Origin of the sequence: Klebsiella sp. PL-2018 (assembly GCF_019048985.1) — a bacterium.
GTDB classification, from domain to species: domain Bacteria; phylum Pseudomonadota; class Gammaproteobacteria; order Enterobacterales; family Enterobacteriaceae; genus Klebsiella; species Klebsiella michiganensis.
In genome coordinates, this window is the sequence record NZ_CP077673.1 from 1,023,444 (window position 1) to 1,049,096 (window position 25,653).

Annotated in this window: 28 protein-coding genes; 6 read left to right on the plus strand and 22 right to left on the minus strand. The window is 60.6% G+C overall.

All coding sequences use genetic code 11. From position 1 onward, the window contains the following. The first annotated feature begins 203 nt into the window (after positions 1 to 203). The gene (hpt, locus tag MKleb_RS04760) at positions 204 to 740 is read left to right on the plus strand and encodes a hypoxanthine phosphoribosyltransferase (protein ID WP_014227950.1); all 537 of its coding nucleotides are present in this window, start codon (positions 204 to 206) and stop codon (positions 738 to 740) included. A 51-nt stretch (positions 741 to 791) separates the two neighbouring features. On the opposite strand, the gene can is transcribed toward hpt, so the two are convergent. Continuing rightward, positions 792 to 1,454 (minus strand): carbonate dehydratase, encoded by a 663-nt coding sequence (gene can / locus MKleb_RS04765; RefSeq protein WP_004098666.1) that lies wholly within the window; start codon positions 1,452 to 1,454, stop codon positions 792 to 794. Between the two features lie 107 nt (positions 1,455 to 1,561). Here can and MKleb_RS04770 point away from each other — a divergent pair, with 107 nt between their 5' ends. The 4 genes from MKleb_RS04770 (at position 1,562) to MKleb_RS04785 (ending at position 5,128) form a co-directional block, all read left to right on the plus strand. Continuing rightward, on the plus strand, positions 1,562 to 2,488 hold the full coding sequence (locus tag MKleb_RS04770) for an ABC transporter ATP-binding protein (protein WP_004098667.1): 927 nt from the start codon (positions 1,562 to 1,564) through the stop codon (positions 2,486 to 2,488). Beyond that, entirely contained in the window at positions 2,485 to 3,255 is a 771-nt protein-coding gene (locus MKleb_RS04775; protein ID WP_004098668.1) for an ABC transporter permease, read from the plus strand. The genes MKleb_RS04770 and MKleb_RS04775 overlap by 4 nt, the downstream gene beginning before the upstream one ends. Before the next feature lie 121 nt (positions 3,256 to 3,376). Further along, a complete protein-coding gene (locus MKleb_RS04780; RefSeq protein ID WP_025106511.1) occupies positions 3,377 to 3,817 on the plus strand; it encodes a PTS sugar transporter subunit IIA in 441 nt (146 codons plus the stop codon). A gap of 57 nt (positions 3,818 to 3,874) precedes the next feature. Further along, positions 3,875 to 5,128 carry a polysaccharide deacetylase family protein gene (locus MKleb_RS04785; protein ID WP_025106512.1) on the plus strand — a complete coding sequence of 418 codons (1,254 nt, stop codon included), beginning with the start codon at positions 3,875 to 3,877 and terminating at the stop codon, positions 5,126 to 5,128. A gap of 1 nt (position 5,129) precedes the next feature. Here MKleb_RS04785 and panD read toward each other — a convergent pair whose 3' ends face one another. The 9 genes from panD to thpR all read right to left on the minus strand — a co-directional run bounded on the left by panD (position 5,130) and on the right by thpR (position 12,120). Beyond that, a complete protein-coding gene (gene panD / locus MKleb_RS04790) occupies positions 5,130 to 5,510 on the minus strand; it encodes an aspartate 1-decarboxylase (RefSeq protein WP_004098675.1) in 381 nt (126 codons plus the stop codon). 93 nt (positions 5,511 to 5,603) lie between these two features. Beyond that, positions 5,604 to 6,458, minus strand: coding sequence for a pantoate--beta-alanine ligase (panC, locus tag MKleb_RS04795; protein WP_025106513.1), 855 nt, complete (start codon positions 6,456 to 6,458; stop codon positions 5,604 to 5,606). Between the two features lie 11 nt (positions 6,459 to 6,469). Then, positions 6,470 to 7,261 carry a 3-methyl-2-oxobutanoate hydroxymethyltransferase gene (gene panB, locus MKleb_RS04800; protein ID WP_004098680.1) on the minus strand — a complete coding sequence of 264 codons (792 nt, stop codon included), beginning with the start codon at positions 7,259 to 7,261 and terminating at the stop codon, positions 6,470 to 6,472. A 119-nt stretch (positions 7,262 to 7,380) separates the two neighbouring features. Beyond that, a complete protein-coding gene (folK, locus tag MKleb_RS04805; RefSeq protein ID WP_025106514.1) occupies positions 7,381 to 7,860 on the minus strand; it encodes a 2-amino-4-hydroxy-6-hydroxymethyldihydropteridine diphosphokinase in 480 nt (159 codons plus the stop codon). Beyond that, positions 7,857 to 9,254, minus strand: a complete 1,398-nt coding sequence (gene pcnB, locus MKleb_RS04810) for a polynucleotide adenylyltransferase PcnB (protein ID WP_071846143.1) — start codon at positions 9,252 to 9,254, stop codon at positions 7,857 to 7,859. The genes folK and pcnB overlap by 4 nt, the downstream gene beginning before the upstream one ends. A gap of 51 nt (positions 9,255 to 9,305) precedes the next feature. Then, complete coding sequence (gene gluQRS, locus MKleb_RS04815) at positions 9,306 to 10,187, minus strand: tRNA glutamyl-Q(34) synthetase GluQRS (protein ID WP_014837424.1); 882 nt, start codon at positions 10,185 to 10,187, stop codon at positions 9,306 to 9,308. Positions 10,188 to 10,247: 60 nt separating this feature from the next. Continuing rightward, complete coding sequence (gene dksA, locus MKleb_RS04820) at positions 10,248 to 10,703, minus strand: RNA polymerase-binding protein DksA (protein ID WP_004098689.1); 456 nt, start codon at positions 10,701 to 10,703, stop codon at positions 10,248 to 10,250. A gap of 164 nt (positions 10,704 to 10,867) precedes the next feature. Beyond that, positions 10,868 to 11,584, minus strand: a complete 717-nt coding sequence (sfsA, locus tag MKleb_RS04825; RefSeq protein WP_025106516.1) for a DNA/RNA nuclease SfsA — start codon at positions 11,582 to 11,584, stop codon at positions 10,868 to 10,870. After that, a complete protein-coding gene (gene thpR / locus MKleb_RS04830) occupies positions 11,584 to 12,120 on the minus strand; it encodes an RNA 2',3'-cyclic phosphodiesterase (RefSeq protein WP_014837425.1) in 537 nt (178 codons plus the stop codon). The genes sfsA and thpR overlap by 1 nt, the downstream gene beginning before the upstream one ends. A gap of 72 nt (positions 12,121 to 12,192) precedes the next feature. On the opposite strand from thpR, the gene hrpB reads away from it, so the two are divergent. Beyond that, a complete protein-coding gene (gene hrpB / locus MKleb_RS04835) occupies positions 12,193 to 14,622 on the plus strand; it encodes an ATP-dependent helicase HrpB (RefSeq protein ID WP_025106517.1) in 2,430 nt (809 codons plus the stop codon). 274 nt (positions 14,623 to 14,896) lie between these two features. Here the strand turns inward: hrpB and MKleb_RS04840 are convergent, their stop codons facing one another. From MKleb_RS04840 to pulD, 12 genes are read right to left on the minus strand one after another with little or no spacing between them, the layout of a single operon-like run. Next, positions 14,897 to 15,694 (minus strand): prepilin peptidase, encoded by a 798-nt coding sequence (locus MKleb_RS04840; RefSeq protein WP_025107360.1) that lies wholly within the window; start codon positions 15,692 to 15,694, stop codon positions 14,897 to 14,899. 2 nt (positions 15,695 to 15,696) lie between these two features. Then, positions 15,697 to 16,455, minus strand: coding sequence for a type II secretion system protein N (locus tag MKleb_RS04845; protein WP_025107361.1), 759 nt, complete (start codon positions 16,453 to 16,455; stop codon positions 15,697 to 15,699). Beyond that, positions 16,445 to 16,930 carry a type II secretion system protein GspM gene (gspM, locus tag MKleb_RS04850; RefSeq protein ID WP_025107362.1) on the minus strand — a complete coding sequence of 162 codons (486 nt, stop codon included), beginning with the start codon at positions 16,928 to 16,930 and terminating at the stop codon, positions 16,445 to 16,447. The genes MKleb_RS04845 and gspM overlap by 11 nt, the downstream gene beginning before the upstream one ends. Then, a complete protein-coding gene (gspL, locus tag MKleb_RS04855; RefSeq protein WP_025107363.1) occupies positions 16,923 to 18,116 on the minus strand; it encodes a type II secretion system protein GspL in 1,194 nt (397 codons plus the stop codon). Before gspL ends, gspM begins: the two co-directional genes overlap by 8 nt. Beyond that, complete coding sequence (gene gspK / locus MKleb_RS04860) at positions 18,109 to 19,089, minus strand: type II secretion system minor pseudopilin GspK (RefSeq protein WP_025107364.1); 981 nt, start codon at positions 19,087 to 19,089, stop codon at positions 18,109 to 18,111. The genes gspL and gspK overlap by 8 nt, the downstream gene beginning before the upstream one ends. Beyond that, on the minus strand, positions 19,086 to 19,682 hold the full coding sequence (gspJ, locus tag MKleb_RS04865; RefSeq protein ID WP_064405739.1) for a type II secretion system minor pseudopilin GspJ: 597 nt from the start codon (positions 19,680 to 19,682) through the stop codon (positions 19,086 to 19,088). Before gspJ ends, gspK begins: the two co-directional genes overlap by 4 nt. Next, complete coding sequence (gspI, locus tag MKleb_RS04870; RefSeq protein ID WP_009654631.1) at positions 19,679 to 20,044, minus strand: type II secretion system minor pseudopilin GspI; 366 nt, start codon at positions 20,042 to 20,044, stop codon at positions 19,679 to 19,681. The genes gspJ and gspI overlap by 4 nt, the downstream gene beginning before the upstream one ends. Then, a complete protein-coding gene (gene gspH, locus MKleb_RS04875; RefSeq protein ID WP_064405737.1) occupies positions 20,041 to 20,553 on the minus strand; it encodes a type II secretion system minor pseudopilin GspH in 513 nt (170 codons plus the stop codon). Before gspH ends, gspI begins: the two co-directional genes overlap by 4 nt. Continuing rightward, positions 20,553 to 20,975 (minus strand): type II secretion system major pseudopilin GspG, encoded by a 423-nt coding sequence (gene gspG, locus MKleb_RS04880; RefSeq protein WP_004098709.1) that lies wholly within the window; start codon positions 20,973 to 20,975, stop codon positions 20,553 to 20,555. The genes gspH and gspG overlap by 1 nt, the downstream gene beginning before the upstream one ends. 20 nt (positions 20,976 to 20,995) lie before the next feature. Continuing rightward, on the minus strand, positions 20,996 to 22,201 hold the full coding sequence (gene gspF / locus MKleb_RS04885; protein WP_064405735.1) for a type II secretion system inner membrane protein GspF: 1,206 nt from the start codon (positions 22,199 to 22,201) through the stop codon (positions 20,996 to 20,998). Position 22,202: 1 nt separating this feature from the next. Next, positions 22,203 to 23,696 (minus strand): type II secretion system ATPase GspE, encoded by a 1,494-nt coding sequence (gene gspE / locus MKleb_RS04890; protein ID WP_064405733.1) that lies wholly within the window; start codon positions 23,694 to 23,696, stop codon positions 22,203 to 22,205. Further along, positions 23,693 to 25,639 (minus strand): GspD family T2SS secretin variant PulD, encoded by a 1,947-nt coding sequence (pulD, locus tag MKleb_RS04895; protein ID WP_217076742.1) that lies wholly within the window; start codon positions 25,637 to 25,639, stop codon positions 23,693 to 23,695. The genes gspE and pulD overlap by 4 nt, the downstream gene beginning before the upstream one ends. Between the last annotated feature and the right edge of the window lie 14 nt (positions 25,640 to 25,653).

The window sequence follows — 25,653 nt, forward strand, 5'->3', positions numbered from 1 at the left end:
AGAAGGACACTCGTTTGTTTGTTAATTTTTTAACTGCAATTAATTATAGGATTTAACAAGTGTGATCGGAATCACAAAATGGGCTTTATTAATCACTGCATCGCATATTTCTTTTTACTGGTATACTGCGTGGCTTGCCGGTCAACGTCGGTGCAATCGCAGCGGCTTTGATGATTTACATTAAGAATCAAATGGTTAGTTTTATGAAACATACTGTAGAAGTGATGATCCCGGAAACTGAGATCAAAGCCCGTATCGCTGAGCTCGGTCGTCAAATTAATGAACATTACAAAGATAGCGGCAGCGAAATGGTGCTGGTGGGGCTATTACGCGGTTCATTTATGTTTATGGCCGACCTGTGCCGTGAGGTTCAGGTACCCCATGAAGTGGATTTCATGACCGCCTCGAGCTACGGCAGCGGCATGTCCACCACCCGTGACGTCAAAATCCTCAAAGACCTGGATGAAGATATCCGCGGTAAAGATGTGCTGATCGTGGAAGACATCATCGACTCTGGCAATACGCTGTCAAAAGTGCGTGAAATCCTCAGCCTGCGTGAACCAAAATCGCTGGCGATTTGTACGCTGCTCGATAAGCCAAGCCGCCGCGAAGTGAAGGTGCCGGTTGAGTTTGTCGGTTTTGCGATCCCGGACGAGTTCGTGGTGGGGTACGGTATCGACTATGCTCAGCGCTATCGCCACCTGCCGTATATCGGCAAAGTGACGCTGCTGGACGAGTAACGCGGAGTGTCTATCCCGGCTTATCCGGGATAGTTAAGAGGGGCGCGTGAATTATCTGTGATTGACGTGCTTGCTTTTAAGGTTGGAAATGCCCTGGCGATAGCGCTGCTCCAGCGTTTCGCGGCTGACGGCGGTCACGTCCAGATCGCGTAACATGCCATCGTGAATGCCATAGGCCCAGCCGTGAATTGTCACCTTCTGTCCACGCTTCCACGCCGACTGCATAATCGTTGAATGGCCAAGGTTGTAAACCTGCTCCATCACATTCAATTCACACAGCGTATCAAGGCGGCGCTCTTCGGGCATTTCCCCCAGCAGCGAGCTGTGCTTAAACCAGATATCGCGAATATGCAGCAGCCAGTTGTCGATAAGGCCAAGCTCGGTATTTTCAATCGCCGCCTGCACGCCGCCGCAGCCGTAGTGGCCGCAGATGATGATGTGTTCAACTTCCAGTACGTCGACTGCGTACTGCACGACGGAAAGACAGTTCAGATCGGTATGAATCACCAGGTTGGCGACGTTACGGTGTACAAACAGCTCGCCAGGTTCCAGGCCGGTCAAACGTTCAGCGGGGACGCGGCTATCTGAACATCCAATCCACAGAAAGCGCGGCTTCTGCGCCTGTGCCAGTTTCTCAAAGAAACCGGGGTCTTCCTCCACCAGCATTTTTGACCATAGTGCATTGTTGCTGATGAGTGTATCTATATCGTTCATGGATGTTTACGGGCCTGTAACCAAGTAAGTGCGTTGCGCTAATATAGGTTAACCTCACATTTTTTAAAACAACCCATCGCGTGTCACGACACGAGAAGAGACATTTAATGACCATTGCTCTGGAACTAAAACAGCTTAAAAAAACCTACCCCGGCGGGGTTCAGGCGCTGCGCGGAATCGATCTGCAGGTTGAGGCGGGCGATTTTTACGCGCTCCTGGGGCCAAACGGCGCGGGAAAATCCACCACTATCGGCATTATCAGTTCGCTGGTGAATAAAACCTCCGGCGAGGTCAACGTGTTTGGCTATGACCTGCAAAAGGATGTGGTGAACGCCAAGCGCCAGCTCGGCCTGGTGCCGCAGGAGTTCAACTTTAACCCGTTCGAAACCGTGCAGCAGATTGTGATTCACCAGGCGGGCTACTACGGCGTCGAGCGCAAAGAAGCGATCGCCCGTAGCGAAAAGTACCTTAAACAGCTCGATCTTTGGGAAAAACGCAACGAACGCGCGCGGATGCTCTCCGGCGGCATGAAGCGCCGCCTGATGATTGCCCGCGCGTTGATGCACGAGCCGAAGCTGCTGATTCTTGATGAGCCCACGGCGGGGGTGGATATCGAGCTGCGTCGTTCGATGTGGGGCTTCCTGAAAGATCTCAACGATAAAGGCACGACGATTATCCTCACTACCCACTATCTGGAAGAGGCCGAGATGCTGTGTCGCAATATTGGCATTATTCAGAACGGTGAGCTGGTGGAAAACACCTCGATGAAGTCGCTGCTTTCCAAACTGAAATCGGAAACCTTTATTCTCGATCTGGCACCTAAGAGTCCATTACCGGTACTGGAAGGCTATCAGTATCGTCTGGTTGATACGTCGACGCTGGAGGTTGAGGTGCTGCGTGAGCAGGGGATTAACAGCGTATTTACTCAGTTAAGCGCGCAGGGCGTACAGGTATTAAGTATGCGTAACAAAGCTAACCGTCTGGAAGAGCTGTTTGTCACGCTGGTCCATGACCGGAAAGGAGAATCAGCATGATGCAGCTTTATTGGGTCGCGCTGAAAAGCATCTGGACCAAAGAGATCCATCGCTTTATGCGTATCTGGATCCAGACGCTGGTGCCGCCGGTCATAACTATGACCCTCTACTTTGTTATTTTCGGCAATCTGATCGGCTCGCGCATCGGTGAAATGCACGGTTTCACCTATATGCAGTTTATCGTGCCGGGCCTGATTATGATGGCGGTGATCACCAACGCCTACGCCAACGTGGCGTCCTCGTTCTTCAGCGCGAAATTTCAGCGCAATATTGAAGAACTGCTGGTCGCGCCGGTTCCCACCCACGTGGTTATCGCCGGCTATGTGGGCGGCGGCGTTGCCCGCGGTCTGTGCGTCGGGATTCTGGTGACGGCGATTTCGCTGTTTTTCGTACCGTTCCAGGTTCACTCATGGATATTCGTCGCCCTGACCCTGGTGCTGACCGCCGTGCTATTTTCGCTGGCCGGTCTGCTGAATGCGGTGTTTGCCAAAACCTTTGACGATATCAGCCTTATTCCGACCTTCGTGCTGACGCCGCTGACCTATCTCGGCGGGGTTTTTTATTCGCTGACCCTGCTGCCGCCGTTCTGGCAAGGGCTGTCGCATCTGAACCCGATCGTCTACATGATCAGCGGTTTCCGCTACGGTTTCCTCGGCATTAACGATGTTCCGCTCGCCACCACCTTCGGCGTGCTGGTGGTGTTTATCGTCGCGTTTTATCTCTTGTGCTGGTATCTGATCCAGCGCGGACGCGGGCTTCGCAGCTAATTTAGTCAACCACGGCGCTTCGCTGCCCCGTTCAGCGAAGCGCCGGCAAACAATTTTGATTGTCATCACCGATATTCATCTCTTCCCTTGCTACATTGTTTGCCTGCTAAGGAGGTGGGCGATGTTAGGTTGGGTGATTACCTGTCATGACGAACTGGCGCAGGAGATGCTGGATCGTCTGGAGAAAAAGTTTGGGCCGCTGACGCAGTGTCGGGCGGTCAACTACTGGCGTAATCTCAGCAGCAATATGCTGAGCCGCATGATGTGCGACGCGCTGCACGAGACGGACGGCGGAGACGGGGTCATTTTTCTGACCGATAAAACCGGCGCGGCGCCTTATCGCGTGGCGGCGCTGCTGAGCCATAAGCACACCCACTGTGAAGTGATTTCCGGGATCGACTATCCATTACTGGAAAGCATGTATTTGCTGCGGCAGAACCTGAGCAGCGAAGCCTTCCGGCACGCCATTGTCAGCGCCGGAGGCCCGGCGGTGAGCAGCCTCTGGCATCAGCAGCAAAAAAATCCACCTTTTCGACTACTGCATGAGCCGTACGGGAATTAAGCGTTGGTATTGATGAGGCTTTTGTTACAATGACGGCAGTTCTTGTCTACCGGCTCGATGCGCATGTTTGCCCGAATTCTTGCTTTACTCCTCCTGTTCACGGCGCTAAGCGCCTCTGCCAGCCTGTTAAGCCAGCAGGGTGTGCCGGCACGTTATATGCAAACGACCGAAGATGCGGATATCTGGGCGCAGGTTGGCAATCAGGTGGTGAGCGTCGGCAACGTGCGGGCAGGGCAAATTCTGGCGGTAGTACCGACGGCGGCGGATTACTATGAGTTTAATTTTGGCTTTGCGACCGGCTTTATCGATAAAGGCCACCTGGGGCCGGTACAGGGTAAGCAGCGGGTGGAGGATAGCCTTGGCGATCTGCATAAGCCTCTAAGCAACCAAAACCTCATTACCTGGAAAGATACGCCAATCTATGATGCCCCCGCCGTGGGCAGCGCGCCATTTGGCACCCTGGCGAATAATTTGCGTTATCCGATTATCAGCAAACTCAAAGATCGGCTTAATCAAACCTGGTTTCAGATTCGTATCGGCAACCGCCTGGCGTGGGTGAGCAGTCTGGATGCGCAAGAAGATAACGGCATCCCAGTACTGACTTATCACCATATCCTGCGTGATGAAGAAAATACCCGCTTTCGCCATACCTCAACGACGACTTCCGTGCGCGCCTTCAGCAATCAGATGACCTGGCTACGCGACCAGGGCTACACCACGCTCAGCATGTATCAACTGGAAGGTTATCTGCGTAATAAAGTGAATCTTCCGGCGCGTGCGGTGGCGATCACCTTTGACGATGGGCTGAAGTCGGTCAACCGCTATGCCTACCCGATCCTCAAACAGTATGGCTTTCACGCCACGGCGTTTATTATCTCGTCGCGCATCAAGCGCCATCCGCAGAAATGGGCGCCGAAATCGCTGCAGTTTATGAGTATTTCCGAGCTAAAACAGATCCAGGACGTCTTTGACGTGCAGTCGCATACCCATTTCCTGCATCGGGTTGATGCTGAACGTCATCCGATTCTCCTCAGCCGCAGCTATCACAATATTCTGTTTGATTTTGCGCATTCGCGGCGGGCGCTGGCACAGTTTAACCCCCACGTACTGTATCTCTCTTATCCGTTTGGCGGCTATAACGCTAAGGCGGTCCAGGCCGCCAACGACGCCGGTTTTCATCTGGCGGTGACTACGGTGAGAGGGAAGGTAAAGCCGGGCGATAATCCGTTCTTGTTGAAAAGGCTGTATATATTAAGAACGGATTCGCTGGAGACAATGTCGCGGCTGATAAGCAACCAGCCGCAGGGGTAGATCAGGCAACCTGCACCGGAATAGCTTTGGCCTGGCGCTTCATTTCGTTTTCGCCTTCGAAATAGGCCACTTTCGGCTGCCAGGTGCGGGCTTCTTCGTCAGGCATGGTGACGAAGCTGGCGATAATCAGAATATCGCCGACGCTCGCACAGTGTGCCGCCGCGCCGTTCACGGAGATAATTCGCGAACCGCGCTCCGCGGCGATGGCGTAGGTGGAGAAACGATTACCGTTGGTCACATTCCAGATATGAATAGCCTCGTTTTCAAGGATGCCGGACGCATCCAGGAAATCCTGATCAATAGCGCAGGAGCCTTCATAGTGCAGGTCGGCCTGCGTGACTTTTACGCGGTGGAGTTTGCCCTGCAGCATATTACGAATCATAACGTCTACCTTTAAAGCTTAACGATAACAAAGCGGACGTGACGCCCGCCTTGAGGAAATTCCAGGCAGTATTGCCCGATTTTTAACCCGTGTCTACCGAACGAGCGCCACTATCTGGTTGTCGATCAAACGCGCTTCGCCGAGCCATGCCGCCATCAGGATCACCGCGCGCTGGCTGTTTTCCGTCAGGTCGAGCAGCGTGTCGGCATCGCGGATCTGGATATCATCGGCGCGGAAGCCTTTTTCGTTCAGCTCCTGCGCGGCAATCGCGATAATCTCGTCAAGATTGCGCTCGCCGGCCGCCAGCTTCTCCGCCGCGCCATTCATCACCTTATACAGCCCCGGCGCAACTTTGCGCTGGTCTGCGCTGAGATAGCCGTTGCGCGAACTGAGCGCCAGCCCATCTTTCGCGCGCATAATCGGCACGCCGATAATCTCGATGTCGTAGCCCATATCGGCCACCATTTTGCGGATCAGCGCCAGCTGCTGGAAGTCTTTTTCGCCGAAGCAGGCGACGTCCGGCTGGATCAGGTTGAACAGCTTGCTGACGATAGTGGAAACGCCGCGGAAGTGGCCTGGACGACTGGCGCCCTCGAGCATCGTCGACAGCCCCGGAACATCCACGTAAGTCTGATTTTCGAGGCCGTGCGAATAGATTTCCGCCGCGGCAGGGGCAAAGACAAAATCGACCTTACGCTTGTTCAGCTTTTCGCAATCGTCCTGCAGGGTACGCGGATAGCGCGCCAGATCCTCGGCGCGGTCGAACTGCATAGGGTTGACGAAGATACTGGCCACCACCACATCCGCGCTGGCTTTGGCGGTATCAACCAGCTTCATATGACCATCGTGCAGGTTGCCCATGGTGGGAACCAGCGCAATGCGCTTGCCTTCCTGGCGTAAACGACGGATATGCTGGCGCAGCAGCGGCAGGGTTTCAATAATCAGCACAACAACACTCCTTAATGGAAACTGTGTTCTTCGCCCGGATAGACGCCGGACTCCACTTCGGCAACATATTGCCGTACCGCGGCGCGCATGTCGCCCGCTGTGCTCAGGAAATTTTTGGCAAATTTGGGAATATGGCCGCCGGTGATGCCGAATGCGTCATGCATGACGAGGATTTGCCCGTCGGTGACGTTGCCCGCGCCGATGCCGATCACCGGGATGGTTAACGCCTCGGTGACGCGTTTCGCCAGCTCGACCGGTACGCACTCCAGCACCAGCAGCTGTGCGCCCGCCGCTTCTAGCGCCAGCGCGTCATCCAGCAGAACTTGTCCGGCATCGCCGCGGCCCTGAATTTTATAGCCGCCGAAGACGTTCACCGACTGGGGCGTCAGACCGAGGTGCCCGCACACCGGCACCGCGCGCTCGGCAAGCATTTTCACGGTGTCCGCCAGCCATGCGCCGCCCTCGATTTTGACCATATTGGCTCCCGCGCGCATCACGATGGCGGCGTTCTCGAAGGTCTGTTCCGGCGTGGCGTAAGCCATAAACGGCAGATCGGCGAGCAGCAGGCAGTTGGGCGCTCCGCGGCGCACCGCGCGCGTGTGATAGGCAATGTCTTCTACGGTCACCGGCAGGGTGGAGTCGTGGCCCTGCACCGTCATGCCCAGCGAATCGCCGACCAGCATCACGTTGATACCCTCATCGGCAAACAGCTTTGCAAAGCTGTAGTCGTAGGCGGTGATAGTGGCGAAGCGTTTCTTCTCCTGTTTGCATTTCTGCAGCAGGGCGATAGTGGTCGGTTTCATAACGTTTCCTGATGATGAAAGTCATTTTAACCGGCATTCTAGCAGCCGCATTCAGGGGGGCAATGGTTTTAGGCAACCGATTACCACGATCGCCGTAATTGCTAAAAAATGAAGGGGTATTACCAGCTCGCGGGTTTTTCCGCGCCGAGATTGGCCAGCACGTCGCGCAATGCCAAACCGTCGGGGAAACATAGCTCAGGCGCAATTTCAAACAGCGGCCACAGCATAAAGCCGCGGTTTTGCATATCGTAGTGCGGCACGGTCAGCCGCGGGGTGTTAATCACCTCATTGCCGAACAGCATGATGTCGAGGTCCAGCGTGCGCGGTCCCCAGCGTTCAGCTTTACGCGTGCGGCCCTGCTGCAGCTCAATGCGCTGAGTGTGGTCGAGCAGCGCCTCTGGGGCGAGAGACGTCTCCAGCGCCACGGCGGCGTTGAGGTAGTCAGGCTGATCCTGCGGCCCCAGCGGCGGCGTACGGTAGAAAGAGGAAACGCTTATCACCCGGCTGTCCGGTATCTCCGCCAGCGCGTTAACGGCAGCGTTGACCTGCTCCAGCGGCGAGGCCAGATTGCTGCCGATAGCGATATAAGCGAGCGTCATGCGCTGCCTTCGCGGCGCGGCGCGCGTTTACGCGGACGACGGTGGCGGCGGCGCGGAGCCGGATCGTCGCCTAAATCATCCAGCATATCTTTCTGATCCGGCGGCGCGGCGACCTGGAACTCGCCCCACCATTTGGTCAGACGCTGCAGTTCGCTGCTGTTTTCGGCGCCGGCGCGCAGCTCCAGCAGATCGTAGGCGGCGCGGAATTTGGGATGCTCCATCAGCTTCCACGCGCGTTTGCCCTGACGGCGGGACATCCGCAGCTGAAGCTGCCAGATATCGCGCACCAGAGTAGTGATGCGTTTCGGGATCGCCAGCGTGCGGCAGGCTTCGTCCAGCACGTCGTTCATCGCCAGCGCGAAGGCGTCGTAGTAGGCCAGCCCGCTTTCCTGGGCGATTTTCTGCGCCGTTTCCAGCAGCGGATACCAGAACATTACCGCGAACAGGAACGCCGGGTTAACGCGCATATCGTTGCGAATGCGGTTATCGGTATTCTTCAGCACCTGGCTGATGATGCGCTCCATCGGACTATCGCCGCGCTCGGTGAAGTAGCGGGTAATGGTCGGGAACAGCGGCTGGAACAGATTATATTCGCGCAGCAGAATATAGGTTTGATAGCCGTCGCCGGCCTGCAGCAGTTTTAACACCTCTTCAAACAGGCGCGCCGGCGGTACATCGTGCAGCAGCGTCGCCAGGCGCGGGATCGGCTCGGCGGTCTCTTCGCTGATGCTCATACTGAGCTTCGCCGCAAAACGCACCGCGCGCAGCATGCGCACCGGATCTTCGCGATAGCGGGTTTCCGGATCGCCGATCAGCCGGATGACGCCATCCTGCAGATCTTTCATGCCGCCGACGTAGTCGCGGACGGTGAAATCCGCCACGCTGTAATAGAGGCTGTTGATGGTAAAGTCGCGACGCTGGGCGTCTTCTTCAATCGAACCGAAGATGTTGTCGCGCAGCAGCATGCCGTTCTGGCCGCGCTGGGAGGTGACGCGATCGGTGGTGTGGCCTTCATGGTGGCCGCGGAAGGTCGCGACTTCGATAATTTCCGGCCCGAACATCACGTGCGCCAGGCGGAAGCGACGGCCGACCAGACGGCAGTTGCGGAACAGCTTACGCACCTGCTCCGGCGTGGCGTTGGTGGTGACGTCAAAATCTTTGGGTTTTTTGCCCAGCAGCAGATCGCGTACGCCGCCGCCGACCAGCCACGATTCGTAGCCCGCCTTATTGAGTCTGTACATGACCTTGAGGGCATTTTCACTGATATCTTTGCGGGAAATTGCATGCTGCTCGCGCGGGATAACCGTCATATGTAGTTGTTCGACGGCGGCTTCTGCCTCGCGCTCTTCACGGCTTAGCACCTTACGGCAAAAATTAGCGACTCGGGTAAAAATGGTACACCTCGTAGTGTCAGACGGACTTCAGGACAAAAAAATAGCGGCTAATCATAGCTCAGCAGAACGCATTTGAGAATGCTGGATTTGCTCCGGCCGCCAGTTCGCTACCGCGTACTTGAGTAAATCCTCAATGCTCAGCGTCTGCCATTCCTGAATGACATCCTGATTAAGAAACGTTAGCGCCCGCACAATTTCCGGGCGCGGATCGCCTGTAGATAACGCCGGAGCGTGGTTTTGCTTCGACAGTTTATTGCCCTGCGCGTTGAGGGCCAGCGGCAAATGGATATAGTCCGGCGCCTGCCAGCCAAAATGCTGATAGAGCGAAATTTGCCGCACCGTCGGCTCGATAAGATCGGCGCCGCGGACGATTTCGCTGACGCCCTGAAAATGATCGTCCACCACCACCGCCAGATTATAGGCGAACAGCCCATCGCGACGGTGGATAATAAAATCTTCACGCGCCAGAGGCTCGTCGGCGACGATCGTACCGCGCAACTGGTCATAAAATTCAAGGACCGGACGCGTTTGCCGCAGGCGCAGAGCGGCGTTTTCCGCGCCGAGGCGTAAATCACGGCAGTGGCCGTCGTAAAGGCCGCCAATAGCGTGGATACGCGCGCGGGTGCAGGTGCAGTAGTAGCAGAGGCCCTGCTCGCGTAGCCAGGCCAGGCGCTCACGATAGGCTTCGTGGCGTTTTGACTGCCAGAGTACCTCTCCGTCCCAGTGCAGGCCGAAGTGCTCTAACTGACGAAGAATAGTCTCGGCGGCGCCGGGGACTTCACGCGGCGGATCGATATCTTCAATGCGCACGCGCCAGATACCGTTCTGTGCCCGAGCCTGCAGATAGCTGCCAAGCGCGGCAATCAATGAGCCGAAGTGGAGTTCGCCGGAAGGTGAGGGGGCAAAGCGCCCGATGTAGTGGGAATCTGTCATCGTATGACTAAAGCATCAGGGCGGGAGAAAGCTCCCGCCAGAGATGCGTCAGCGAAGTGATTAGCCTGCCATCTGTTTTTCGCGAATTTCCGCCAGCGTTTTGCAATCAATGCACAGGTCGGCGGTCGGACGCGCTTCCAGACGACGGATACCAATCTCAACGCCACAGGATTCACAGAAGCCGAAATCTTCGTCTTCGACTTTTTTCAGCGTTTTCTCGATCTTTTTGATCAGTTTACGTTCGCGGTCGCGGTTACGCAGCTCCAGGCTGAACTCTTCTTCCTGAGCGGCACGGTCTACCGGATCCGGGAAGTTAGCAGCTTCATCCTGCATATGCGTTACGGTGCGATCCACTTCATCCCTAAGTTGGTTACGCCACGCTTCAAGAATGCGCTTGAAGTGCGCCAGCTGGGCTTCGTTCATATACTCTTCGCCCGGCTTCACTTGGTACGGCTCCACCCCAGCGATGGAGAGAATACTCAGGGACGATGTTTTACGGTTTTGCCCTTCTTGCATGTTGCTTCTCCTTAACACGCACTATCGATCCCCGTGTTGGGGGAAAAATCAGGCCGCTATAAATAGCAGATGCTTTTCCGGATAGCAATTATCTAAACGTTACACTTGACAACCCTGTGAGGAAAAGCGTATTTGCGCTCGCGACCCGAATACTATTTAGCCGTTTATTTACCGGGGGTTAACACCACGGTAATCGGCTTATTCAGAGTCATCATCTCGGTAGAAAGTTCCGCCTTGTAGGCGAGAATTTCCACCCCCTTTTTTTGCGCCTCAATCAATAGCTGTGCGTATCTGGCATCAATATGATGCGCGGGTGAGAAACGGTCTATCGCCGAGTGCAGCACGGCGAACAAAATCACCGCCCGATCGCCCGCTGCCGCCACGCTCATCAGCTCCCGCAGGTGCTTCTGACCGCGTGCGGTAACCGCATCGGGGAAGTAACCGTATTCCTTTTCCGCCAACGTAACCGATTTCACTTCAATATAGCAGTTTTGTTGGTCATCTGCTTGTAACAGAATATCAATGCGGCTGCTTTCATCACCATACTTCACTTCGCTTTTCAGCGTGTTATAGCCCAAAAGCTCGGGAATATTTCCTGCCAGAATCGCCTCTTTTGCCAACGTGTTAGCACGTAGAGTATTAACACAAATTGTCGCGCCCTCTACGGTTTCAGTTAATTCCCACGTGTGGGCATATTTACGCTTAGGATTATCTGAGGTGGAATACCAGACGGTATCGCCCGGCGCGGCGCAGCCGGTCATGGCGCCGGTGTTGGGGCAGTGCAGGGTCAGCTCGCGGCCGTCGGGGGTGACCACGTCGGCGAGAAACCGTTTGTAACGTTTAACCAGGGTGGCGGACTGCAGGGGAGGAGTGAACAGCATCAGCTTTCCTTGTCGAAGGGATAACGTTCCAGCGCCTGATAGCGGGTACGCCCGCGGCTAAAGCTGGATTCGTAGAGCACAAATTCGTTGACCGCAAACGCCCAGCTAAATCCGGGCGGCGGAATCGGCACCGCGTGGCGCGCGTCGCGCAGCAGGGTGATATGCGGATGAAACGGCTGCGGGCTCTGATAGCAACCGCTGCGGGCGGCCTGGGCGCGTAGCATATTCGCTAATTGCAGCACCCCGCGCGGCGGCTGACGGGTGCCCAGCCACACTACCCGCGAACGCAGCCACTGCCCGGCATCGTCAAGCGTCAGGGTAAAGCCCGGCTGGCGGATCCGTCCGGCCATCGCTGACAGCGCCCGCTGCTTGTCCGCGCTCACCTCGCCAAGAAACGCCAGCGTCAGATGGAGGTTAGCCGCCGCCACCGGTCGACCCGCATCGCCGGGAAAGCTGGCGGCGCGCCAGTGCACGATCTGCTGCTGAACGTCCCCGGGAAGTTCAATGGCGAAAAACAGCCTTTTCGGCTCGGACATGATAGAGACTCGGTAATGAATTACCGGGATGCTACAATGCTTGCCCGCAAATGTTAACCTCCGGAGCGTTTCGTGTCCTCATTGCCGGTTGCCGCCGTCCTCCCTGAACTTCTCTCTGCCCTGCAGCATGCGCCGCAGGTTCTGCTTAATGCGCCAACCGGCGCCGGGAAATCCACCTGGCTGCCGCTGCAAATCCTCGCCGAAGGTAACATCAACGGACGCATAATCCTGCTGGAGCCGCGGCGGCTGGCCGCGCGTAACGTGGCGCAGCGGCTGGCGGAACTGCTGGGAGAGAAGCCCGGCGAGACCGTGGGCTATCGCATGCGCGCGGAGAGCTGCGTCGGGCCGAACACGCGCCTCGAAGTGGTGACGGAGGGCATTTTAACGCGGATGATCCAGCGCGATCCGGAGCTGACCGGCGTGGGGCTGGCGATCCTCGATGAATTCCACGAACGCAGCCTGCAGGCGGATCTGGCGCTGGCGCTGCTGCTCGACGTTCAGCAGGGGCTGCGCGACGATCTCAAACTGCTGATTATGTCGGCGACGCTGGACAATGAACGCCTGCAGCGGCTGCTGCCGGAGGCGCCGGTTATCGTCTCTGAAGGGCGCGCGTTTCCGGTTGAGCGGCGTTTTCTGCCGCTGCCGGCCCATCAGCGCTTTGACGAGGCGGTGGCGGTGGCCGCCGCGGAGCTGCTGCGCAGCGAAAATGGCTCAATGCTGCTTTTTCTGCCCGGGGTGGGAGAGATTCAGCGCGTTCAGGAGCGGCTGGCGGAGCGGGTGGCGAGCGATGTGATTCTTTGCCCCCTGTACGGCGCGCTGCCGCTGAGCGAGCAGCGTAAGGCGATACTGCCCGCGCCCGCCGGGATGCGCAAGGTGGTGCTGGCGACCAATATCGCCGAAACCAGTCTGACCATCGAGGGGATTCGGCTGGTGGTGGATAGCGCCCAGGAGCGGGTCGCCCGCTTTGACGCCCGCACCGGGCTCACTCGCCTGGTCACGCAGCGCATCAGCCAGGCCTCAATGACCCAGCGCGCCGGACGCGCCGGGCGCCTGGCGCCGGGTATCTGCCTGCATCTGCTGGCTAAAGAGCAGGCCGAGCGCGCGGCGGCGCAGGGCGACCCGGAAATTCTGCAAAGCGATCTGTCGTCGCTGCTGCTGGAGCTGCTGCAGTGGGGATGCCAGGACCCGGCCCAGCTCAGCTGGCTGGATCTGCCGCCTGCGACCAACCTGGCGGCGGCCCGGCGTCTGCTCACCGACCTTTCTGCGCTGGAAGGCGAGCGGCTGTCGGCGCGCGGGCGCAAAATGGCGGCGTTGGGCAACGATCCGCGCCTGGCGGCGATGCTGACCGCGGCGGAGGATGCCGATGGCGCCGCCACGGCGGCTAAACTGGCGGCGATCCTTGAAGAGCCGCCGCGCGGCGGCAATAGCGATCTTAGCGCGGCGTTTGCCCGTCAGCAGGGTAACTGGCAGCAGCGGGCGCAGCAGCTGATGAAAAGGCTGGCGGTTCGCGGCGGTCAGCCCGACGCCGACAACATCGCGGCGCTGCTGGCTTCCGCTTTTGCCGACCGTATCGCCCATCGTCGCGGCCAGGAGGGGCGCTACCAGCTGGCTAACGGGATGGGGGCGATGCTCGACGCCGACGATGCGCTGGGCCGCCACGAATGGTTGATTGCGCCGCTGCTGCTGCAGGGAAGCGCATCGCCGGACGCGCGGATCCTGCTGGCGCTGCCGGTCGATATTCACGCGTTGATTGAGCAGTGTCCGGCCCTGGCCCGGCGTTCCGATATCGTCGAGTGGGATGAGGCGTTAGGAACGCTGAAGGCCTGGCGGCGCACCTGTATCGGACGCCTGGTGATTAAGACCCAGCCGCTGGCGAAGCCGTCGGAAGAGGAGCTGCACCAGGCGATGCTCAACGGGATCCGCGAGAAGGGACTGAGCGTGCTAACCTGGACGCCGGAGGCGGAGCAGCTGCGTCTGCGGCTACACTGTGCGGCGCGGTGGCTGCCGGAGGAGGCGTGGCCGGCCGTTGACGAGGCGTCGCTGCTGGCCTCGCTTGAACAGTGGCTGCTGCCGCAGATGGCGGGCGTCCATTCGCTGCGCGCCCTGAAGGCGCTGGACGTGCGTCAGGCGCTGCAAAACTGGCTGCCGTGGCCGCTGCGCCAGAAGCTGGACAGCGAGCTGCCCACGCACTATACGGTGCCGACCGGTAGCCGCATCGCGATTCGTTATCACGATGAAAACCCGCCGGCGCTGGCGGTGCGGATGCAGGAGATGTTTGGCGAAGCGACCACTCCGACTATCGCCCAGGGGCGCGTGCCGCTGGTGCTGGAGCTGCTTTCACCGGCGCAGCGCCCGCTGCAGATCACCCGCGATTTAGGCGCCTTCTGGCAGGGGAGCTACCGCGAGGTGCAAAAAGAGATGAAAGGGCGCTATCCCAAGCACGTCTGGCCCGACGATCCGGCCAATACCGCCCCGACCCGGCGCACCAAAAAGTATTCGTAGCCGGAGAGTTCCCGGGTTGCGGCGTAAACGCTTTACCCGGGCTACCGGACCAGCACCGCCCGTAGCCCTGCTAAGCGCAGCGCGAGCAGGGGGGGGGGCCCGGGTTGCGGCGTAAACGCCTTACCCGGGCTACCGGACCAACAGCACCCGTAGCCCCGCTAAGCGTAGCGCGAGCAGGGGATGTTTTCCCGGGTTGCGGCGTAAACGCCTTATCGGGGCTACCGGACCAGCACCGCCAGTAGCCCTGCTAAGCGCAGCGCGAGCAGGGGATGTTTTATACCTGGCTCCACAAAAAGATGCCGCCGCCCGCCAGCGCCAGCCAGGGGCCGAAGGCCAGAGGTTGTTCGAGCGAACGACGGGTTACCAGGCGCTGCAGCAGCGTCCAGACCAGACCGCTGGCGGAAGCCAGCAGCAGCGTCTGCGGCAGCGGCTGCCAGCCGAGCCACGCGCCGAGCGCCGCCAGCAGCTTGAAATCGCCGTAGCCCAGCGCCTCTTTACCGGTCAGCAGACGGAACACCCAGTACACCAACCACAGCGACAAATACCCGGCCATCGCGCCAATGACCGCCTCCGCCAGCGGCGCGAAGGTATCGGAAAGATTGAACAGCAGACCGGCCCACAGCAGCGGCAGCGTCAGCCTGTCAGGCAGCAGCTGCGTTTGCGCGTCGATGGCGGCGAGGATCAGCAGTACGGACACGAAAATTAGCCCGCCCAGCAGCGGCATGCCCGGAGCCATCAGGTACCCCGCGAGTACAAACAGCGCGCCGGTCGTCAGCTCCATCAGGGGATAGCGACGCGAGATCGGCTGCCCGCAGCAGCGCGCGCGCCCCCTGAGCCATAAAAAGCTCAGCAGCGGGATATTGTCCCGCCAGGCGATAGGCTGACGGCACTGCGGACAGAACGACGCGGGGAGGCAGAGATTCACCCCCTCTGCGCGTTCCATCATCAGCGGTAAACGATGGATAACGACGTTAAAAAAGCTGCCGAACGCCAGTCCGGACAGGAATAAAAAGCCGCCCCAGATTGACGGGAATTGCGCGGCGAACTCGGGTAACTGCGCGATATTTTCCATCTCTATTTTTTCTCCCCGGAGCGCCACTGCCCCTGCCACTGCCACGGCGTGCGCCCCTGCTCATCTTTGCGGCCGTTTTGCGCGAGCAGCAGCGCCAGCAGCGCCGGAGCCGTCTGGCGGGTCTGCAGCGTACCGTTAAACGTAAAGCGCCCGTTGGGCGTCAGAACGCCCTGTCCTGCGAGGCTAAGCTGACGGGAGTCCTGGGTCAGGGCGACAGCCAGCGCGCCCGCCGGGGTACAGCTTAATTTGCCGTTGACCTGGGCCAGTTCGAGCGATCCGGCGGGGGAGCTGAGCGCCGCGTCCCGCCACTGCACGGTGCTGGCGCTCATCTGTCGGCAACCGCCGGCGTTAAAGCGGGCCTCGGGCAGCGTCAGCACAACCTGACCGCGGGCCTCCAGCGGTATGCCGGATGCTAACCGCTGGCCGATCGTCCGGGCCGGCGCCGCGAGTTGTCCCTCGCGCACCACAACGTCGTTCAGACCGTGCAGCCAGGCCTGGCCGCGCAGGCCGGAGGGGTCGTTAAACGCGATATGCCAGCCGGGAAGCCACGACGAAAAGCCAAACTCCCAGCGTAAATGGGCGATGTCAAAACCGCGCCAGCTGGCCTGACGGGCTTCTCCTTGCCACAGGGTGCCCGTGGTTTCGCCGAGCCGCGCGCCGTCCGGTAGCGCCAGAGTGAGCAGCCGCGCCGGCGCGCTAAACAGCAGCGAGAAGAGATAGACCGCCGCCAGCAGCAGGGCGATAGTGAGTTTATTTTTCATCGCTGCGCTCCAGCACCAGCGTATTAATCGTCACCCAACCGGGCTGCTGCGCCACGGCGGTCACCGCCAGGGTGGCGGTGGTCATCCCCGCCTGCCCCAGCGCGTCCAGCCATGCCATCAGCGCCTGGAAATCGGCGGGCTGCACGGTAAGGCTCAGGCGGGAGCCCTGCGGCTGCAGGCGAACGATAGCGATACCGTGGCGGCCGGCTTCGCGCATAATCACCGTCGAGGGTTCTTCCGGCGCGGCAGAAGGTTTCCGCTGGTTAAGCTGCTGGAGAAGCGGGGTCTGCTGGCGCATCCACCGCAGGCTGGACTGCTCCCTGGCCAGCGTTTGCCGCCACTGCGCCTCGCGATTTTGCCAGGGCTGCCAGAAGGCGTAATAAATCAGGCCAATAAGCAGCATGACGCCCATCCCCAGCAGCAAATGCCGTTCGCGGCGCGTACGCTGTTGCCATAAGGCGAGCAGGTTATCCATCGTTCCCCTCCAGCGTCAGACGCCCTTCAATACCGTCGGCGCGCGGCTTCATCTCGCCGGTCTGCACGCGAAACCCCGCCCGCGTCCGCTGGCTGAACTGCTCCAGAGCCTGCGATGAGACGGCGGATATCTCCAGCTGCAGCGCGTTGCGCGCGGCGTCAAAGCTCAGGGCGCGCAGACGAATGCCCGGCGTTTCGGCGATGATTTGCTGCAGGGCGCCGAGCCGTGAGATGAGCGCCGGCCGGGCGCTCACGCTTTCCAGACGGCGCAGATGCTGCTGCATTTGCAGGCGTGGATTGACGAGATTTTTTTCCGCTTTGAACCACTGGCGGTAAAAATCACGGCTGGCCTGCACGGCGGCGTCGGCCTGACGCGCCAGGGCGAGATGGTCGTGGAGGCGATTTCCGCTCCACAGCAGCAGTAGCGCCAGGGTTGCGACAATCGCCGGCCGCCAGCGTCGGGGCGTCGGCGGCCGGCGTTTCGCGGCAAAATTGCCCTGGCGTAAGCAGATTTTGCGCGCCTGCGGGTTGCTCGCCGCCAGCGCCAGCAAATCCTGCGCCGGGCGAGGCTGCCACGGCGCGGCGATATCCGGCGGCGGCGAGTAGCAGGCGATGGGCGCGAGGTCAGGCCAGTGAACCAGCAGTTCGTCGAGCCATGGGGTTTCCACCGCCATACCGCTGCACGTCTCGCAGCGAAACAGCCACTGTTCGCCGCAGCGTACGGCGCTCCAGCCGGTCGGGTTCTGCGGCAGGGCAAGGGCATCCGGCGTCAGGGCCAGCACGTTCAGTCCGAGCCCCTCGCACCAGGCCTGCCATGCGCGCATCTTCTCCCGCCCGACCACCGCCACGGCACAGTCGCTTTTATCCCGGTGGAGCAGGGCAAAATGGCTTTCTTCGATCTCCGTTGCCAGCTGTTCTTCGAGTAAAAACGCCAGCGCCTGCTGCGCATTTCGGCGCGCGCCGGCGGGCAGGGTAACGCGATGAAACGCGCAGTCGCTGGCGGGCACCAGCACCCAGGCCGGATGACGCTGCGCCAGCAGGCTGAGCGTCGGGTCGCCAGCGTCAGGATGCCACTCGCCAGTCTGCGCCGCGTCGCCCGGCGCGGCCAGCCGCCATATCGCCGTCGCGGCATCGGGATTGAGGCGAATAATCAGCACGGCGGCGGAAAAAGTATGGTGGTTATTCATCGGCTACCCAATAGATTCCGTAGCGCCGCTGGACGACGCTGAAGGTTCGCCCCTGCTTTTGCAGGAGACTGCGTTGCTGATAGCGGGCGCTGCCCATCACCACGCTGAATGTGGCGATAAAGCGCTCGCTGTGCACCGCCAGCCACGGACGCGCGGCGGCGGTATCGGTTTTTTGTAATAGCGGCTGCGACAGGAAGGCGGCGACGCTGCTCCAGCCGGTGGCCGCGCGGGCCTGCAGCAGCTGCCGGGCTTCGGCGAGGGTGAGTTCAGCGGGGAAGAGCGCCGCCAGCAGCGCGGCCTGAGCGGGCTGCAGGGTATTGACGTTTACCTGCAGCGTCTCGTCCGCCAGGGCGCAGACGTAGGGCAGCAGACGCTGATAGAGCGCGGCGTCCATCCCGGCCAGCAGACGCAGTTCGCTGACGTCCTGCAGCGGCTGATTGCCGGTCAGATAGCCGGGGGATTGCGCCATATAGACTTCGTCTTCCGCGCCGTTCAGCAGCGCCTGGCGATCGCTATCCACCCAGTCACGCAGGGCGGCGGTCAGCTGTAAGGCGCGCAGCGGCTCGCTGCCGAGGTTTTCCAGCAGTCGGGTAAAAACCTGCGCGGGATAAGGGATTTCAACGCTTTCGTCGCCGCTGAGCTGGTTAATGGCGTTGAGATTGAAGCAGGCCTGAGCGTCGGTAATCGTGGCGTAGATCTCGCCATCATTGACCGCAAAGCGGCGCCCCTGCTGGGCCCAGTTCTGCGCCAGATGGGTCTGGTTCGGCGAGTCGAGCGCGTCGCGTTGCAGCAGCGCCGCCGCCAGGGTTTCCGCCCCCAGCGCGTACCATTTAGCCTGCAGGTTATCGAGGGTAGTGGCGGTTTGCTGATACATCCGCGCGCTGCGTTCGGTCATGGCGCTCGCCAGCACCATCATCAGAGCGAGGATCAGCAGCACCATAAGCAGGGCGACGCCGCGCTGGCGGGTATTCATTGGCTGCCTCCTGGCGTAAGCAGAAACAGCCGGCGGATCTCGCCGGACTGCTCCAGCGTCAGGGTGACTTCCAGCCCCTGCGGCAGCGTCTGCGTCTGCTGCCATTCATCCTGCCAGCGGCCGCTGGCGTAAAAGCGCAGGCGAAACGCCTGCACGTTGCGCTGCATAACGGTCACCGTGGGCAGACTACCGGGCAGCGGGTCCTGCTGGTCGTAGCTCAGACGCTCCAGCCGATCCCCGCGCAGGCGGTAGCTGACGTTCTGAATTTCCGAACGCGGCAGGATCCCCAAAGGATTGGGCCAGCCGTTGCGGTTAAAGGCGATCGCCCAGTCGTCGCTGCCGAGCTGAAAACGTCCGGCAAAAAAGAGGCTCGCGCTGTCGCGGCTGCGGCGGGGAATGATTTGGCTAAAGTCCGCCGCTATCTGGCTGAACGTTAGCTGTAACGCCTGCATGCGCCCGCCCTTATCGCGGGTGAGCGTATCGGCGCGCATCACGTTTTGCAGCACCGTGACCGCAGCGACGCTGAGCGCGGCGAGGATAGCCAGCGCCAGCAGCATTTCGACGAGGGTAAATCCGCGAGCGCGCTGGATCATGGCGGCGTCACGTAGGTGCGCAGCGAAGAGACGGGCATTTTATCGCTTTTGGCGCGGCGGACTTCAACGTCCAGCGCCCGCAGCTGCGGCAGGTCGGTCTCCACCCCCTGCCAGCGAATGTGCCAGCTGACGCCCGCCGCCTGCACCGTGGTTTCCGACCAGCTCAGCGCGGGCCAGCGATTTTCCAGCCGGAGCTGCACCAGCTGATTATCCGCCAGCCAGCCGGCCAGGGTTTTCTCCTCCATACGACCCAGCTGGCGGGTTTGCTGGAGCGTGGCCTGCATCACCGCCAGCCCGGCGAGGGCGAAGACCGCCAGGGCGACCATCACTTCAATCAGCGTCATACCGGCCTGCTTTTTCATGGCGCCTCCTGCGGTTCGGGCAGGCTTTCGCCGCGCGCATTAAACGCGATACCCGGTCCCTCGCCGACGGTCAGCCGGAACGGCGTCATCTCACCGCCGGGAAAGATCAGCACATCGGGATTGTCGCCCGGCGTCCAGGCCTCGCCCTGCGGAAAAGTGAGATGCAGCGTGTTCCCGGCGATGCTGCCCGAGGTGGCGACGCGTCCGGCGCGCAGGGGGAGCCAGCGATAGCCGTTCCAGTCGTCGCCGGCCGGGGGCGGGTCGTTGCTTTCGCGGGGCTGTAAGACCAGAAACTGCCAGCGATCGGGATGCACCGAGGCGCCAAAAAACTGGCCGGTTTGCAGCCCTCGTTGCTGGACAAAGCGCAGCTGCGCCTCAAAGCGCGCCAGCGCCTGCGCCGCGCTATCGTCGCGCGAGGCGGGGAAGGCCAGCATCACCATGCCCGCGCTGACGCCGATCAGCAGCAAAATGAGCATCATCTCCAGCAACGTAAAGCCGCGCTGTCGCACTATTTCTTCCCGATTGTCCAGTTACCGATATCGTCATTGCTCTCCGGTACGCCGTCCGGCCCGAGGCTGAAAATATCCACCTGTCCGTGCTGGCCGGGGCTCAGCAGCTGGTAATCGCTGCCCCAGGGATCCTGCGGCAGACGGCGAATATAGCCGCCTTCAGGATAGTTGCGCGCGTGCGGCTCGGCCGATGGCGCGCTGACCAGCGCCTGCAGCCCCTGCTCGGTGGTGGGATAGCGGCTGTTATCCAGTTTGTACATGTCCAGCGCCCCCTCGAGCGCCACAAGATCGCTGACCACTTTTTGCCGGTCGGCCTTTTCCTTGTTGCCCATCAGGTTGGGCACCACGAGGCTGGCGAGCACGCCGAGGATAACAATCACCACCATGATTTCCAGTAAGGTGAATCCGCGCTGTCGTTGCATATTTTTCTCCATTAGAACAATTACATACTCATCAGGGTATTGAGCTGCAGTATCGGTTGCAGGATGGCGAGGACGATAAACAGCACCATGCCGGCCATCGCCACTATTAGCAAAGGTTCAAACAGGCTGAGGGCCAGCTGAATTTGCGCGCTCAAATCCCGGTCCTGGTTATCCGCCGCGCGCTCCAGCATGCCGTTGAGCTCGCCGCTCTGTTCGCCGCTGGCGACCATGTAGCGCATCATCGGCGGGAACAGCTTGGTCATTTCGAGCGCGCGATGCAGGCTGACGCCTTCGCGAACCGCGTCGCTGGCGGCTTCCAGCTGGCGCTTCGCCCAGGCGTTGCTTAATACTTCCGCGCTGATGCGCATCGCCAGCAGCAGCGGAACGGCGCTGGCGTTGAGAATGCTCAGGGTGCGGGCGTAGCGGGCGCTGTTAACGCTGCGCGCGACCCGGCCAATCAGCGGCAGGCGCAGCAGCAGCCTGTGCCAGGCCAGCCGCTTTGCCGGCTGCCGCAGCAGGTAGCGCAGCAGCAGAGCGACGAGCATGGCGGCCAGCAGCAGCCACGGACCGGCGGCGCGCAGCACATCGCTCATCGCCATCAGCAGGCGGGTGGAAAACGGCAGCGCCTGCTTAAGGTGGATAAACTGCTCGACAACCTTCGGCACCACCGTCGATAGCAGAATGACGATCACGCTGACCGCCACCAGGGTCAGCACGATGGGGTAAATCATCGCCTGCAGCAGCCGGGCGCGCAGCTGCTGGCGCTGTTCGGTATAGTCCGCCAGCCGGTTCAGCACGCCGTCGAGGTGGCCGGAGGCTTCTCCGGCGGCGACCATCGCGCAGTAGAGCGCGTCGAAGCAGCCCGGGTAGCCGCGCATCGCTTCCGCCAGCGAATGGCCTTCCAGCACTTTGCCGCGCACGCCGGCAATCAGGGTTTTCAGCTGGTTTTTTTCACACTGCTGGGCCACCGCGTCGAGCGCTTTTTCCAGCGGGATGGCGGCGGCGACCAGCGTCGCCAACTGGCGGGTAACGAGGGCGAGATCGCGGGCGTTGGTGCGGCGAATAAAGCGCAGTTGCCCGCCGCTGCCGGCTGCCGGGGCGATGTCCAGCGCCAGCCAGCCCTTTTCCCTCAGCAGCTGGCGAGCGTGGCGGGCGGAGTCCGCCTGCTGGACGCCGCGCCGGGTTTTACCGTTTTCATCAACAGCCTGATAGCGAAAAAGCGCCATGTCAGGAGGCCTCCGCGATCTGCTGTTCGCTAACCCGCAGCACCTCTTGCCAGCTGGTGATCCCCGCCAGCGCCTTGTCCCGTCCGGCGTGGCGCAGGGTGATATAGTCCGCCCCCAGCTGCTGGATCAGCGTCACCTCGTTTTCGCCGCGGTGGATTGCCATACGCACGCGATCGTCCACCAGCAGCAGTTCGTGAATGCCGGTACGTCCGCGATAGCCGGTAAAGCCGCACTCGGCGCAGCCCCGGGGCTGCCAGAGCGCCGTGCCGGGAGCGATCTCCATCTGGCGGGCGGTGTCGGCATTCGCCGGTTCCTGCTGGCGACAGTGCGGGCAGAGCCGGCGCACCAGCCGCTGCGACATCACCGCCAGCAGCGAGGTGGAGAGCAGAAAAGGCTCCACGCCCATATCCTGCAGGCGCGAGATGGCGCCCAGCGCGCTGTTGGTGTGCAGCGTTGAGAGCACCAGATGACCGGTTAGCGAAGCCTGAACGGCGATCTGCGCCGTTTCGCCGTCGCGAATTTCGCCCACCAGCACCACGTCAGGGTCCTGGCGCAAAATGGCGCGCAGCCCGCGGGCAAAGGTCATATCGACTTTCGCGTTAACCTGGGTCTGACCGATGCCCTCCAGCTCATATTCGATAGGATCTTCAATGGTCATGATGTTGCGCTCGCGGGCATCGAGGCGGCTCAGCGCGGCGTAGAGGGTGGTGCTTTTTCCCGAACCGGTCGGCCCGGTCACCAGCACGATGCCGTGCGGGCGGGCGATCAGTCCATCCACCTGCTGAAGCAGCGCGGGCGACATGCCGAGGGTCAGCAGGTCGAGATTGACGCTGTTTTTATCGAGCAGACGCAGCACAACGCGTTCGCCGTAGCTCGACGGCAGGGTGGAGACGCGCACGTCGACGGCGCGTCCGCCAATGCGCAGCGCCATGCGACCGTCCTGAGGAATGCGCTTTTCGGTGATATCAAGGCTCGCCATCACCTTAATGCGCGAGATCAGCAGCGCAGCGAGGCGGCGCTGGGGGCGCAGAATTTCGCGCAGTACGCCGTCGACGCGAAAGCGAATTTGCAGGTGGCGTTCATAGGTTTCGATATGAATATCCGACGCTTTCTCTTTGATAGCCTCGGTGAGCATGGCGTTAATCAGGCGGATAATCGGCGCGTCGTCTTCGCTATCCAGCAGGTCGTCGGTGTCCGGCAGCTCTTCGGCAAGGGTGTACAGATCCAGCTCGTTGCCGATATCCGCCATCATGCGCCGGGCCTCGGCGGAGTCGCGCTGATAGCTCAGCACCAGCAGCTTTTCGAACGCCTCCGCTTCCAGTCGCTCGAGGCTGAACGGCATCCCGGCCACCCTGCGGGCTTCCAGCAGCGCCTGCGGCGCGGTGGCGGCGAGGCAGAAAACCTCGCAGCTTTCGCCGTTGCTCAGGAGCATCACGTTGTGCGCGCGGGCGTAGCCGAAGGGGAGCAGCGGGCGTCGTTCAGCGGCGGGGGTCATAGATTGCCTCCCAGATTGAAGGCGTCGATGGCGGCGCTGACCTGGCGGAACGCGGCGGTATCCTGGCGCGGGTAGATCTCCAGCAGATCGTTACTCAGCATCGCGTCGTTGTTCTCTTTGCCGCGCTGTTTGCTCTGGGCGTCGTTAAACGCGGTGTACTGCCCGGATGAAGCCTGACGGTACTCGTCGCGGTCGCGGATCACCGTCGGGCGGATAAACAGCATCAGGTTGCGCTTGGAGACCTTTTTGCTGGTGGAGCGGAACAGCGCGCCAATCACCGGGATATCGCCGAGCAGAGGGACTTTGTCGGCGGTGTCGGAGACGCTTTTATCCAGCAGTCCGCCGACGACCACCGTTTCGCCGCTGCCGACCAGCACGGCGTTATTGACCGTACGGGTATTGAAGGTCGCGCCGAGATCCGAGCTGGTGCTGGAGGCGGCGTCCGCCACGCTGGAGACCTCCTGTTCGATCTCCAGCAGAACCGAATCGCCTTCGTTGATCTGCGGCTTCACTTTTAGCTTGATGCCGACGGTTTTGCGCTCGACGGTATTGAAGATGTTATCGCCGGAGGTGGTTTGCGAGCCGGTCAGCACCGGGACCTCCTGGCCGACGTTAAAGGTGGCTTCCATGTTGTCGAGGGTGACGATACTCGGCGTCGCGAGAATATCGTTCTTGGTGCTGCTGGAAAGGGCGGTTAACAGCATCGCCCAGTTGCCCTGGTAGAAGCCGGCGGCAATGCCGTTGAAGGAGCTTAAGGCGCTCGCCAGCGAACTGCTGACGGTGCCGTTTTTGTTGTACTGGTTGGCCCCGGCGATGGCCGTGGATATCGGCAGACCGCTGTTGGTGAACTGGGTCATCCCGGCATTTTTATTGGCCCACTGGATGCCGAGGTTCAGACCGTCAGCGTCCTGCACTTCGGCGATAATCGCTTCGACCAGCACCTGCGGGCGGCGGATATCCAGCTGGGCGATCACCCGCTCCAGATCGTTCATTACGTCCGGGGCGGCGGTGACAATCAGGGCGTTGGTCTGACCGTGCGCTTTGATAATGATATTTTTATCCAGCGCCGCCACCGGCTTCGCGGCCTGCTTTTCGCTCTGCATCGTGCTGCTGATGCCGGTCAGCACTTCCACCAGGTCGGAGGCTTTGGCGTATTTCAGGTAGATCACTTTGGTATTGCCCTGGGTCGCCTGCTGGCGGTCGAGCTGCTTAATCATCGCGATGATCCGCTGGCGGGAGTTCGGCTCGCCGCTGACCAGCACCGCGTTGGTGCGTTCATCGGCCACCACGTTGGCGACCATTGAGCCGGGCAGCGCCGATTTGCTGGTGTCTTTGTTGAGTTCGGTCACCAGCTTGACCACATCGGCGGCGGAGGCCCAGGCGAGGGGAACGGTCACCACGCTGCGGTCTCCGGCGTTATCGACGCGTTCGACGATGGTTAGCAGGCGCTTGATGACCGCCGCGCGGCCGGTCATCAGCAGGACGTTGGAGGGTTCATAGTGCACCACGCTGCCCGCGCCGGCGTTATCGTTAAGCTGGCGCAGCAGCGGCGCCAGATCGCGGGCCGCGACGTTGGTCAGGGGCACGACGCGGGTGACGACCTCATCGCCAATGCCCGGCGCGGCATCGCTCGCCACCGGCACCGCGGCGGTTTTCGCATCCTTCGAACGCACGACTTTCAGGACGCCGTTATTCATATTAATCACCGCGAAGCCATAGACATCGAGGACGCTGAGGAAGAATTGATAATATTGCTCTTCGTTGAGCATATCGTAGCTGCGCACGGTAATGGTGCCGCGTACGCTGGGATCGATAATGACCGTTTTATTCAGGTTTTTACTCACCGTATTGATAAATTCCTGAATATCGGTGCCCTTAAAGCTGGCGGAAAACTCTTCCGCCGCGGCCGGTTTGAATAACAGCGCGGCGAATACCAGCAGCATCAGGGAAAATGGGC